Below are 13,607 nucleotides of genomic sequence, written 5' to 3'. Positions count from 1 at the left end.
CAAAAAAATGGCACTTACAGAACAACAATTGAATGAAATCGGCGAGCGATTGGTCGAGAAATTCAAATCCATTTACGACCCTGAAATTCCGGTGGACATTTACGAATTGGGATTGATTTATGATGCATTTGCAAATGAAAGCGGAAACGTAAAAGTTTTGATGACTTTGACTTCTCCCAATTGTCCGGTAGCGGAGAGTTTGCCTAACGAAGTGAAAAATAAAGTGGAAGAAATAGAAGGCGTAACAGAAGCAGAGGTCGAAATCACTTTTGATCCGCCTTGGGACCGAGAGATGATGAGCGAAGAAGCGAAATTCGAATTGGGGATGTTGTAAAAATTCCTTATTTTTCTAAAAAATTTAAACTATGGATCCCGCAGATTTATTCAATACTTTCTCGACTTTAATTTATATCGTAGTCGGGCTTTTTCTATTAAGTGCATTGGGCTTATTTTTCATTGTGAAACAACAAACCTCAGTCGTAATTGAGCGATTTGGTAAATTCCAAAGCGTCCGTGGCGCCGGATTCCAATTGAAAATTCCAATTGTAGATAGAGTTGCAGGACGACTTTCATTAAAAGTTCAACAATTGGATGTCGTCGTAGAAACCAAAACCAAAGACGACGTTTTTGTGAAAATTAAAGTCTCCGTTCAATATGTCGTAATTGCAAACAAGGTCTATGACGCATTTTATAAATTGGACAACCCTTATACCCAAATCACTTCTTATGTATTTGATGTCGTTCGAGCAGAAGTTCCAAAACTCCGTTTGGATGATGTTTTTGAAAAGAAAGATGATATCGCAATTGCTGTAAAAGGTGAACTGCAGGAAGCGATGAACGATTATGGATATGATATCATCAAAACTTTGGTAACGGACATTGATCCGGATGAACAAGTGAAACATGCGATGAACCGCATCAATGCTTCTGAACGTGAAAAAGTAGCGGCTCAGTACGAAGGTGATGCGCAACGCATTCTAATTGTAGAAAAAGCAAAAGCCGAAGCAGAAAGCAAACGACTTCAAGGTCAAGGTATCGCCGACCAGCGCCGCGAAATCGCTAGAGGATTGGAGGAATCTGTCAATGTTTTGAATAAAGTCGGGATCAATTCTCAAGAAGCCTCTGCGCTGATTGTGGTGACCCAGCATTATGATACGTTACAAGCAGTTGGAACGATGAACAATTCCAATTTGATTTTATTGCCTAACTCTCCACATGCCGCAGGTGATATGTTGAACAATATGATTGCGTCCTTTGCTGCAGCAAGTCAGATAGGCGACGAAATGAAGAAAAACAATAATGCTGGAAACAAATCTTAATCTTTTGCAAGTCAATTGCAAGAAATAACCAATTATATTTGCCCTCGTGAAATACTGGTCGTTCATATTTGCAATTCTCCTTTTAGGACTAAACTTTGTTCCCTGTGCGGACAAAGGCGATTGTGCGACCGTAAATTTGGCTCATGTTGAAAACCACGACCACGAGGAACAAAATCAAGAATCAAATCATTGTTCTCCTTTGTGTGTTTGTTGTTGCTGCAATACGGTTACAGTGCAATATGAACCTTTGCATATCGAAGATTCGGTTTGGTTGGAGTTTCTGACTATAAAAGAACCGGAGTTTAAACTTCCTATCCTAACACCTATTTATTTTCCTATTTGGCAACCCCCTCAGTTGGTTTGATGAAGTAATCAATTCAGATTTTTTTCTGAATGAAATTTCAAGTTGTTGAAAAAGAGCAATTACAGCTTTTCAATTTCTGCAATTTGTATTCAATAATTATTCATCAAATTAATTTTCAATGCTAAATAAAATCATCTTATTCAGTATTAAGAATAAGTTTATCATAGGAATATTCACCATCGCCCTGATAATTTGGGGAATCTGGAGTGCGATGCGGCTTCCCATAGATGCCGTTCCCGATATTACCAACAATCAAGTTCAGGTCATCACGAACTCTCCTTCCTTCGCCACGCAGGAAGTAGAACAATTTATCACGATGCCTATCGAGCAATCCCTTGCAAACATTCCGGGTGTAGAAGAAATGCGTTCCATTTCCCGGTTTGGGCTTTCGGTCGTTACCGTAGTTTTTGAGGAAGATATAGATATCTATTTTGCACGCCAATTGGTTTTGGAACGACTAAAAGAAGCGGAAGAAATCATCCCCGAAGGAAAAGGAGAACCGGAATTGGCACCTGTAAGCACCGGATTGGGAGAAGTCTACCAATACGTTTTACGTCCGAAAAAAGGAGCCGAAAACAAATATTCGGTTACGGAACTAAGAACCATCCAAGACTGGATTGTCGCAAGGCAACTCTATGGAACAAAAGGAGTTGCAGAGGTAAATAATTTCGGAGGAAATCTGAAACAATATGAAGTTGCCGTCGACCCAAACCGTTTGAGAGCGATGGACATAACCTTGCCTGAACTATTTGTCGCACTCCAAAACAACAATGAAAATACAGGAGGTGCCTATATCGAAAACAATTCCAATTCCTATTTCATTCGGGGTGTAGGAATGGTGAATTCGATAGAAGAAATCGGAAAGATTCCGGTCAAAAATAATCCCAACGGAATTCCAATTCTCGTGCGAGACGTTGCCAACGTAAAAATCGGAAATGCAGTGCGTTACGGAGCCCTTACCTATAATGGCGAAGGTGAAGTTGTGGGCGGAATCGTGATGATGCTCAAAGGAGAAAACAGCGCAGAAGTGGTGAAAAACATCAAAGAAAGGATGAAAATCATCCAAAAATCCTTACCGGAAGATATTACAATTGAAGCCTATGCTGATCGAACCGATTTAGTAGGAAGAGCGATTTCTACGGTAGAAAAAAACCTGGCAGAAGGTGCTTTAATTGTGGTTTTGGTATTGGTGTTGTTTTTGGGAAATTTCCGAGCGGGCTTAATTGTCGCCTCCGCCATTCCTTTGTCCTTGCTTTTTGCCCTTGGGATGATGGATTTATTTGGAGTAAGTGCCAATTTAATGAGTCTCGGAGCCATTGATTTTGGCTTAATTGTAGACGGTTCGGTTATCATAGTGGAAGCGACCCTTTTCCGACTGGCTATGGTCAACAAAGGCAAAACGCTCACTCAATCCCAAATGGACGAAGAGGTTTTCATTGCATCTTCCAAAATCCGAAACAGTGCCGCATTTGGAGAAATCATCATTCTCATCGTCTATCTTCCCATTTTAACCCTGACCGGAATAGAAGGAAAAATGTTTCGGCCGATGGCGCAAACGGTTTCTTTTGCGATTTTGGGCGCATTGATACTTTCCATGACCTATATTCCGATGATGAGTGCGTTATTTCTCTCGAAGAAATATTCCCACAAAAGGAATTTCTCCGAAAGAATGATCGAGAAACTTCATGCACTTTATGAGCCCGCATTAAAATTCGCATTAAAATTCAAAAAAGCCGTAATTGGGGCAACTGTAGCCATTTTTGCATTGTCCATTTTTATGTTCTCACGCATGGGTGGCGAATTCATCCCACAATTGAAAGAAGGCGATTTTGCTTTTCATTGTATTTTGCCACAAGGTTCGTCTTTGTCCCAAAGCATTGAAACTTCCATGTTGGCTTCGCGCATTATCAAATCTTTTCCTGAAGTAGAATCCGTCGTCGGAAAAACCGGTTCTGCCGAAATTCCAACCGACCCCATGCCGGTTGAAGTAACGGATTTGATTATAAAATTAAAACCAATTAAAGAATGGGAATCCGGTTTGTCCTATGATGAATTGGCCGATAAAATGATGGAAGAATTGGAAATAATTCCCGGCGTTTTCTTTGAAGCTTCCCAACCTATTCAGATGCGTTTTAACGAATTGATGACGGGAGTCAGGCAAGATGTAGCCGTAAAGATTTATGGTGAAAATTTGGATTCGCTTAGTTTAATCGCTCCGAAATTGGATGCGATTTTAAAAACGGTAGATGGAATTTCGGAACCGCAAGTGGAACGAACCACAGGACTTCCGCAAATCGTCATCGATTACGACCGTGACCGAATGGCAAATTATAATGTTTCTGCCGGTCAAATAAACGATGTAGTAAACACGGCATTTGCCGGAAAAGTGACCTCACAAGTTTACGAAGACGAACGGCGGTTTGACATGGTGGTGCGTTTGGATTCCGCTTACAGAACCTCTATCGATGACGTACGAAATCTATTTGTACCCACTCAATCCGGTATTCAAGTTCCTCTTTCGCAATTGGCCAATGTTCAATTCAAAGAGGGACCGGCTCAAATCAGTCGTGAGGATGGAAAGCGAAAAGTAGTCATCGGTTTCAACGTTACGGATCGCGATGTAAAATCGGTGGTGGAAGAAGTGCAACAAAAAATTGACGCATCTCCTAACTTGCTACCGACCGGTTATTATGTTACCTACGGCGGCCAATTTGAAAATTTAGAAAAAGCTACAAACCGTTTGATGATCGTAGTTCCTTTGTCGTTGGCTATCATTTTTGTGTTGTTATTTTTTACATTTCGTTCGGTAAAACAAGCACTTTTGATTTTTACCGCTATTCCGATGGCGGCGATCGGTGGGGTGTTTTCACTGTATCTGCGCGATATGCCTTTTAGTATTTCGGCCGGAGTGGGGTTCATCGCCTTGTTTGGTGTGGCAGTTTTAAATGGAATTGTGTTGATGGGAACATTCAACCAATTGGAAAAAGAAGGGATGAAAGATGTGCGCAAACGTGTGTTGGAAGCGACTTATGTGCGTTTACGTCCGGTTTTGATGACCGCTTCGGTAGCTTCACTTGGGTTTTTACCGATGGCGATCAGTACTGGAGCGGGAGCAGAAGTCCAAAAACCTTTGGCAACGGTAGTGATTGGGGGTTTGATTACGGCAACTTTTCTTACGCTGTTTGTCATTCCGTCTTTGTATGAGTGGATGTATTCTTCAAAAAATTCGACAAAAGATGAAAAAAATTAATTCGATACTAATTATACTAATTTTCGGTCTTACGCAAGCTCAGCAAAGGGTTTCCTTAGACGAAATCATTCAAATAGCGACTGAAAGTAATTTTCAGAATTCGTTGAACGATGTACAAATCAGAAAAGCAGAACTGGAACGTGATGGAGCGATGGAGATTCCGAAAACAGGCGTTTTTATAGAAAATGAAGATTTTCAACCGAGTAATCCGGAAGGAATTTGGAAAGTAGGTTTGTCGCAAGAAATTCCATGGCCGGGACTCAACAAAGCCCGAAAGAATTATATGGAACAATTGCTTGTAACGCATAAACTGAATCGTGAAGCCATCCAATTTTCCATAAAACGCGATGTGAAAAAAGCCTATTACGAACTTTGGTATTTACAGGACAAAAAAGAGTTGTACGAACAGTTGGATAGTATTTACAAAACGATGTTTGATGCGGCTACGATTCGGTATAATGTAGGTGATGTCGCCGGGTTGGATAAAATTTCGGCTGATGTAAAATACCGAGAAATTCAAGCTTTTCTGAAACAAACGGAAAAAGATATTCAAACTCAGCAACAACAATTGATGTTATTGACCAACTCTCAATTGTCTTATTTGCCGGAGGATATTCCGTTGTCAAAATTGGAAGAAACGGAAACTCTATCTGAAAATATCCATCCTTCTTTGTTGGTACAGCAACAAAATATAGAAGTTTCCCAATCGATGATTGATGTCCAAAAAAACACAAATCGACCTGATTTTTCTGCAAGAGTTTTTTCCCAAACTTATTTGGGGATGGAAGATCCGTTTACCGGTTTTTCGTTTACGGTTGCATTTCCTTTGTTTGGTTTGCGCTCGATGAAAACGAAAGTCAAAGCGTTGGAAGCCGATGTAGAACTGCAACAAACAGAACTCAAATGGCAAGAACTGAAGTTGGATAACCGCAAAGAACAAACTTTGACACAAGTTGAAAAAGAACAATTGATGTTGGACTTTTATGAAGAATCCGGTTTGAAACAAGCGGAATTCATCATTTCGGCTTCGACGTTGAGTTACCGAAGTGGAGAAATCAGTTTTGCAGAATTGAGTCAATTCATCGCGCAGGCCATTTCGATTAAAGAAAATTATTTAGATGCTTTGAATTTATACAATCAGTCGATGATCGACTATCAATATTTAGCCAATCAAAATTAAAATACATGAAAAAATTAGTTTATATACTACTGCCCATCCTTTTTGTCTCAACGTCCATTTCATGCAAGGATGATAAAAAGGTTTCAGAAACTGAAGAACACGCCGAAGGTGATGGCCACGATCATGGATCGGAAGAAGGTCACGAGCATGGAGAGGAGGAAAGCGAGACGGAAGTTACATTGACCGAAGCTCAAGTAAAAGCCATAAAAATCGAATTTGGGAATATCGAAATGAAAGAATTAAATGATGCCATAAAAGCCAATGGTTTTCTAAAGGTTCCCAATCAAAACAAAGCCCAAGTGACATCTTTGTATTCGGGGCAAATCAAATCAATTCGCGTCCAACCGGGCGACTATATCGGAAAAGGACAAACGATTGCCGTTATCGAAAATCCGGGTCAAGTTTTGGTTCAGGAAAACTATTTAACGGTAGTCGGACAAATCCAAATGACCCAAACGGAGGTTAAACGCCAAAAAGAATTGTACGAAGGAAATGCCGGTGCTTTGAAGAATTTGCAATATGCGGAAAGCCAATTGAAAACATTGCAAACCCAACGGGCATCGCTGGCCAAACAATTGCAGATGATGGGTATAAAACCGGGTTCGGTTTCCGCCAAAAATCTAAATTCGTCCATGGCGGTAAAAGCGCCCATTTCAGGCGTAATTGGAGCGGTTTTGGTGGACATAGGAGCTTATGTAGATGTTTCGTTTCCGATTGCGGAAATCGTGGACAATTCCAATCTTCATTTGGATTTGGGTGTTTTTGAGAAAGATTTGCCAAAAATCAAAAAAAGACAATTGATTCATTTTACCATGACCAATAATCCTGAAAAGGAATACGATGCCGAAATTTTTTCCATCGGTTCCACTTTTGAAGACCAAAGCAAAGCCGTTCCGGTTCATGCACGAGTGAAAGGAGAAAAATCAGGATTGATAGACGGAATGAACGTGGTAGCGGTAATAAGTGTTGGGAAAAATTTGGTTCCGGCCGTTCCAACCGAAGCCATTGTAAATGTAGGGGCAGAGGATTTTATTTTTATCCAAAAACCAACTCCGCATGTGCATACAGAAGAGGAACACGAACACGAATTTACGTTTGAACGAATTCCGGTGGTAAAAGGAACTACTGATGTTGGCTTTACGCAGATCACACCCTTAGTGAAGATTGAGGATAATGCAAAAATTGTGAGCAAAGGCGCATTTTTCATTTTGGCAAAAATGAACAATTCGGGAGAACACAGTCATTCGCATTGATCTAAATCAATGGATTCAAACGAGATAATCTTTAAATTTGGTACGTCATGCAAGATTTAGAAAAAAAATTAAAAGCCAGAAAAATACATCCGACCGCCATGCGTCTTTTGGTTTTGAAAGAATTGCAAAATTCTGAACACGCCGTTAGTTTAAATGAGTTGGAAAATTTATTTGAACAAGCCGATAAAACGACTTTGTATCGAACCCTGAAAACATTTGAGAAAAATAAATTGGTGCACAGCATAGAAGACGGAACGGGTTCAGTGAAATACGCATTGTGTGATGAAACCTGTGAATGTTTGCCAGAGGAAACCCATATTCATTTTCATTGTACAAATTGCGGTCATACATTTTGCATGAAAGAAGTCAGTCTACCCAAAATTCAACTTCCTAAAAAATTCAAAGCCGAAGAAAGCAGTTTGGTTGTAAAAGGCTTATGTGATAAATGTAATGCATAAGAAGAAGATTTCTTTTTGAAAAAAGAAAGAAGATTTTATTTTGCAATCTGGTTGCAGCGAATGTATGGTAGATTTGTATCAAATCATTTAGACTATGTCACAAGTTTGTTGTTCAACAGAAGTGAATATACAACATAAACATTCTGATGGTCACGATCACGACCACGATCACGGAGATGCTTCGTCTTTTAAAACCTATGTTCCGGCGATTTTCAGTTTGGTGATGTTACTGGCGGGAATTGCGATGGATTATTTTGACCGTCCGGCTTTTTTCCAAAACGAAATCGTTCGGATCATTTGGTATTTAGTAGCCTATATTCCCGTAGGCTTTCCGGTTTTTAAAGAAGCATTTACTACAATTTTAAAGGGAGAATTCTTTACCGAATTTACGCTGATGACAGTTGCAACAATCGGTGCGTTCATTTTGGGAGAATATCCCGAAGGTGTTGCCGTAATGCTCTTTTATGCCGTTGGCGAATTGTTCCAAAACGCAGCCGTAAACCGCGCCAAAAATAATATCAAAGCCTTGCTGGACGTTCGACCTGAAGAAGCCAATGTTTTTCGGAACAACCAATTTCAAACTGTAAAACCTGAAACCGTTGAAATCGGCGAAACCATCCAAATCAAAGTCGGAGAAAAAGTACCGTTGGACGGAATCATGTTGTCCGAATCTTCTAGTTTCAACACCGCCGCACTGACCGGAGAAAGCAAACCAGATACGATCCGCAAAGGAGAAACCGTTTTGGCGGGAATGCTCAATTTGGAAAAAGTAATCGAACTTCAAACCACAAAAAAGTTTGAGGACAGTTCGTTGGCGAAAATTCTACAAATGGTGCAAGAAGCAAGTTCCCGAAAAGCCAAAACTGAGTTGTTTATCCGAAAATTTGCTAAAGTCTATACGCCGATTGTATTTTTTCTAGCTGTTGCTGTCGCCTTTCTTCCTTATTTCTTTGTAGAAAATTATGATTTAAAAGAATGGATTTATCGAGCCTTAATCTTTTTGGTGATTTCCTGCCCTTGTGCTTTGGTGATTTCGATTCCATTGGGCTATTTCGGTGGCATCGGAGCGGCTTCTCGAAACGGAATTTTGTTCAAAGGTTCCAATTTTCTCGATTTGATGGCAAAGGTCAATACGGTAGTGATGGACAAAACCGGAACGCTGACCGAAGGTGTGTTTAAAGTTCAAAAAATTGAAATCAATAATTTAGACAAATTAGAATTTCTCAATTATGTTTCGGCTCTGGAAGCCAATTCCACGCATCCCATAGCTCAAGCTATTGTTGCACATCATGCTTCGAATTTAAAAGCGGAAAATATAGAAGAAATTTCCGGTCATGGATTGAAAGGTGAAATCAACGGAAAAACGATTTGGGTTGGTAACGGTAAATTATTAAAGAAATTTGGGATTGAATATCCGCCTGAAATTGATTCAATCGTAGAGAGTATCGTCATCGTCGCCATCGAAAACAATTATGCCGGACACATCATCATAGCCGATGAAATCAAAGAAGATTCTCTGCGCGCTATTTCTGAAATGAAGAAACATGGCGTGACCAAAACCTTGATGTTGAGTGGAGACAAAGACAGCATCGTGCAAAAAGTGGCAAAAGAAATCGGGATTTCGACGGCATTTGGCGGATTGTTACCGGAAGGAAAATTGGATAAATTAAAAGAATTAAAAAATAATCCTGAAAATACCATCGCATTTGTAGGCGACGGAATCAATGATGCACCCGTATTGGCATTGGCAGATATCGGAATCGCGATGGGCGGAATGGGAAGCGACGTAGCCATCGAAACGGCCGATGTCGTTATCCAAACCGACCAACCCTCCAAAATTTCTACTGCCATCAAAATCGGACGAAAAACCAAACAGATTGTGATCCAGAACATTGCATTGGCTTTTGGTGTGAAGTTGATCGTTTTGATTTTAGGAGCCGGTGGATTGGCGACGATGTGGGAAGCGGTTTTTGCAGATGTAGGCGTTGCTTTTCTTGCGATATTAAACGCAATTCGCATTCAAAAAATGAAGTTTTAGCCGGAAGCAAAAATTTTCAAAGTTTTTTAGTTCAGAATTTCTATTTTTAGAAAAATTTTAAAATCATCAGATGAAAATTAAGGGTTTTATCTTTTGTGTGTTTTTATTCACCGGATTAGTCGGCGCACAGGATTTTATGGAAAAGGTGGCAAATTTCACTTGTGACTGTATGGGTAAAAAGAATACTGAAGGTCTTAGCCAACAAGAAATAGAAATGCAGATGGGACTTTGTATTCTTGAGGGAGTGGACAAAAACCGTGAAGATTTTGATGTTCATTTCAATGGGAAAAGCATTACGGAAATAGACCAGTTGAAATTTGGGGAAGACATAGGGATAAAGATGGCATCTTTATGCCCAATGGTTCTTTTGGGTGTTGCAGATTTGAGTGAGTATCAGACGGAAACACCTTCATTGGCTGTTGAATTAGGAAAAATCAAAACCATAGAGAAAAAACAATTCAACATAGTCAATCTCGAGATCGGTGATGGATCTATCTTAAAGTTTTTGTGGTTATGGGATTTTGAAGGCTCGGAGATTTTGATGAAAGAACAATTTAAAAACAAATGGATCAATATTTTTTATTCCAACTTATTGCTCTATGATCCTGAAAAGAAAACTTATATCAATTTTAAGGTAATTGAAGGAGTGGAATTGGGCGAATGATCTTTGATGAATTCATATTAATTCTTGTATTTTTGTCCAACTTTAAAAACGAAATTCAAGATGAAAATTTGGGACAAAGGATTCTCTGTCAACGACAAAATCGAAAAATTTACCGTAGGAAAAGACCGAATTCTCGATGGTTATTTGGCGAAATATGATGCAATTGCATCCAAAGCACAAGCCAATATGCTCTCCAAAGTCGGGATCATTTCTTCTGACGATAACCAGAAATTACAAACCGCACTAGATGAAATTTTGGTTCAAATCGAAGCAGGAGAATTTGAAATCGATGAGAATTATGAAGACATCCACTCAAAAATCGAAGCCGAACTCATCATCAAAACAGGCGATGCAGGAAAAATGATCCATACGGCACGTTCCAGAAACGATCAAGTTCTCGTCGCCATCCAATTGTTTTTAAAAGAATATTTGTCCGAAACGAAATCCAAAGTTTTGAGCTTAATTGACATTTTAGTTGAGAAAGCAGAAACACATCAAAACGATTTGTTGCCCGGTTATACGCATTTCCAAGCCGCGATGCCAAACAGTTTCGGGATGTGGTTTTCGGCTTATGCAGAAAATTTATTGTCCGATTTGTATTTCTTCGATGCTGCGTTTAAAGTTGCGGACCAAAATCCATTGGGTTCCGGCGCTGGATTTGGGACAAGTTTCGGAATTGACCGAAAAATGACGACTGAAGAATTAGGATTTTCAGAAATGGCGGTGAGTTCAGTTGGTGCGCAAATGTTGCGTGGGAAATCGGAAAAATCGACAGCCGTCGCGATTTCGATGGTGAGCGGAACTTTGTCCAAATTGTCTTATGATTTGGTGATGTACAACAGCCAGGATATGGGATTTGTAAAATTACCAAAGGAAATGACAACCGGTTCATCCATCATGCCGCATAAAAAGAATCCTGACGTTTTTGAATTGACAAGAGCGCACTGCAACCGATTGCAAGGTTTACCAAATGATATTATTTTGACGATCAATAATTTACCGAGTGGTTACCATCGTGATTTTCAGATTTTAAAAGAAATATTATTTGAGCCGATGGTTCAATTCAACGATATTTTGGACATCCTGATTTTTGCTTTGCCGCAATTGGAAATCAAATCCGGATTTATGGATCAGGAAAAATACGATTCGATTTATACGGTGGAAAACATCAACCATTTGTTGCAAACCGGAACTTCTTTTCGTGATGCATACAAGATTGTTGGGATTTCAGTGGATGATGGAACTTACGTACCGCACAAAGAATTCAAAACTTCGCATTTGGGAAGTATTCATAATCTGGGATTGGAAGAAATTCGGGAGAAGATTAAACGATACAAAGCCTAATTATATTAAAATTATAAATTTAACAACCTCCAAAATAGTTTTCATAAGTTGATAATTTTGGAGGTTTTTTCTTATTCTATAATCTGGCTTCTCAAATTCAGTTTATTTTGGTTGACAAATTTTTGAATGATTTTACTTTCAGTTGAATTCTTTTTTGAATTCTTTCCCGAATAAATCACTTGAACCGAATCTTTTTTGGATTGAAACTTAATTTGCGTTGGGTACGCAACATTTTGATTTTCAAATACAATCAGGCTGTCGTTTAGGGAAATTACATCATACTTAATCCAAACATTTTTAACCGGAATAGAAATTTGATGTGTGAGCATTTGATGAGGTGAGTCTGTAGTACCAAAAGCGGAATTCCCCAGCCTTCTACTTTCATCTAACTCATAATCAGAGATTTCTGATTTATTCCGCAACACATAATTTCCTTCTTTTTGTTCAGGCGTTTCTCCACGAAAAACAATCGCTTCGCTTTCTTTGGCTTTTTTTGGACTTTCCATCGCAGGAGCAGCGGAAACAATTGCCGGCGCAGTTTTTTCTGCATACGTTTCCAATCGATCTTCCAAATTTGATTCCTTCTCGACTGTAGGTTCTGGCTTGGTTTGTCGAATTTTTGGCGCTTCCATTTCAGCTTCAGGTAAAGCCTCTTTTGTCTCGTGCAAAACGATTGCATCTTGGTTTTCTTCTAATCTATCGAGGATTTCCGAAGCATTTTCTTCATTGATTTCTACCGATTCTTCCAAAACCATTTGGGGAACAGCCATTTCCGATTTTACTTGGTTTTGATTATTTAAAATCGCCCAAATACCGATGGTCAATCCAACTACAACCGAAGCCGCAGCACCGTATTTCCAAAAATTAGGTTTCTTTTTGACCACGGATTTTTCATCCAGTCGCTCTTCGATTCTATCCCAAATCAAATCGCGTGGTTTTTCGTCCAGCCCATGTTGGTTTTCCCGAAACAATTCTTCTATGGGATCTTTCTCACTCATGATGATTTGTATTTTTCGATTCCATATTCGTTTAACAATACTTTCAATTTTTCCTTTGCCAAATTCAACTGCGATTTCGAAGTTCCTTCCGAAATATTCAATTGTTCGGCAATTTCACTGTGTTTAAAGCCTTCGATAACATAAAGGTTAAACACCGTCCGACAACCGGTGGGTAAAAATTCCAATAATTTCAACACATCCTGTTCGTATAAATTTTCGAGCGCCGAAGCTTCTCTACTGGGTTGAATGTTACTCGATTCCAAATAAATCGTGAAATCCTGTTTTTTACGGAGCTCCATCAAACATTCGTTGATAAAAATCCGCCGCATCCAACCTTCAAAATTTCCTTTTCCTTCAAAGGAATCGATATGCTCAAATACTTTCAAGAACCCTTTCACCAACACATCTTCCGCCAATTCTACATTTTTCAAATACCGTTTACAAACACCAAAGAAATCTGCGCTATACTTTTCGTACAGCAGTTTCTGAACCTTTCGGTCACGGCGTTTACAGCCTTCTATGAATTCCACTTCTTTCACGGCTTTTTTCTTCTGTTTATAAAGATGCAAATAATTTTAAAAAGGTTGTGTGAAGTGCGAAAATAAAAATGGAATCGCATTTTTATTAGGGAATTCTAAATATTTGAATTAAAATTTTATAATCATTCTAAATTATTAAACAATAATTAAATTGAATCGCTAATAAACTGAGAAATTTCCATATAAAAATTAAATTTGTG

The 13,607-nt window shown here is 39.1% G+C and carries 10 protein-coding genes and 1 pseudogene; 9 read left to right on the top strand and 2 right to left on the bottom strand.

Translation table 11 applies throughout. The features are described from left to right. Positions 1–7 precede the first annotated feature (7 nt). From HU137_RS03340 to argH, 9 genes and pseudogenes are all read left to right on the top strand, one after another. Positions 8–334, top strand: a complete 327-nt coding sequence (locus tag HU137_RS03340) for a DUF59 domain-containing protein (RefSeq protein WP_182042386.1) — start codon at positions 8–10, stop codon at positions 332–334. Between the two features lie 31 nt (positions 335–365). Then, complete coding sequence (locus HU137_RS03335; protein WP_182042385.1) at positions 366–1,319, top strand: SPFH domain-containing protein; 954 nt, start codon at positions 366–368, stop codon at positions 1,317–1,319. Positions 1,320–1,365: 46 nt separating this feature from the next. Next, complete coding sequence (locus HU137_RS13110; RefSeq protein ID WP_394367598.1) at positions 1,366–1,683, top strand: DUF6660 family protein; 318 nt, start codon at positions 1,366–1,368, stop codon at positions 1,681–1,683. 118 nt (positions 1,684–1,801) lie between these two features. Beyond that, positions 1,802–6,113 (top strand): annotated as a pseudogene (locus HU137_RS03330) (CusA/CzcA family heavy metal efflux RND transporter). 5 nt (positions 6,114–6,118) lie between these two features. Continuing rightward, positions 6,119–7,366, top strand: coding sequence for an efflux RND transporter periplasmic adaptor subunit (locus HU137_RS03325; protein ID WP_182042384.1), 1,248 nt, complete (start codon positions 6,119–6,121; stop codon positions 7,364–7,366). 47 nt (positions 7,367–7,413) lie between these two features. After that, positions 7,414–7,824 carry a Fur family transcriptional regulator gene (locus tag HU137_RS03320; protein WP_182042383.1) on the top strand — a complete coding sequence of 137 codons (411 nt, stop codon included), beginning with the start codon at positions 7,414–7,416 and terminating at the stop codon, positions 7,822–7,824. Positions 7,825–7,918: 94 nt separating this feature from the next. After that, positions 7,919–9,862 (top strand): heavy metal translocating P-type ATPase, encoded by a 1,944-nt coding sequence (locus HU137_RS03315; protein ID WP_182042382.1) that lies wholly within the window; start codon positions 7,919–7,921, stop codon positions 9,860–9,862. Positions 9,863–9,932: 70 nt separating this feature from the next. Continuing rightward, positions 9,933–10,526: a hypothetical protein gene (locus tag HU137_RS03310; protein ID WP_182042381.1), complete on the top strand. Its 594-nt coding sequence runs from the start codon at positions 9,933–9,935 to the stop codon at positions 10,524–10,526. Positions 10,527–10,586: 60 nt separating this feature from the next. Then, a complete protein-coding gene (gene argH / locus HU137_RS03305; protein ID WP_182042380.1) occupies positions 10,587–11,870 on the top strand; it encodes an argininosuccinate lyase in 1,284 nt (427 codons plus the stop codon). A 71-nt stretch (positions 11,871–11,941) separates the two neighbouring features. On the opposite strand, the gene HU137_RS03300 is transcribed toward argH, so the two are convergent. Together HU137_RS03300 and HU137_RS03295 are read right to left on the bottom strand one after the other, a co-directional pair. Further along, a complete protein-coding gene (locus HU137_RS03300) occupies positions 11,942–12,868 on the bottom strand; it encodes a hypothetical protein (RefSeq protein ID WP_182042379.1) in 927 nt (308 codons plus the stop codon). After that, the gene (locus tag HU137_RS03295; protein WP_220457172.1) at positions 12,865–13,437 is read right to left on the bottom strand and encodes an RNA polymerase sigma factor; all 573 of its coding nucleotides are present in this window, start codon (positions 13,435–13,437) and stop codon (positions 12,865–12,867) included. The genes HU137_RS03300 and HU137_RS03295 overlap by 4 nt, the downstream gene beginning before the upstream one ends. Positions 13,438–13,607: the final 170 nt, after the last annotated feature.

It is taken from the genome of Moheibacter lacus (assembly GCF_014042165.1).
GTDB lineage: Bacteria > Bacteroidota > Bacteroidia > Flavobacteriales > Weeksellaceae > Moheibacter > Moheibacter lacus.
This window is presented reverse-complemented; position numbering and strand designations above follow the sequence as displayed.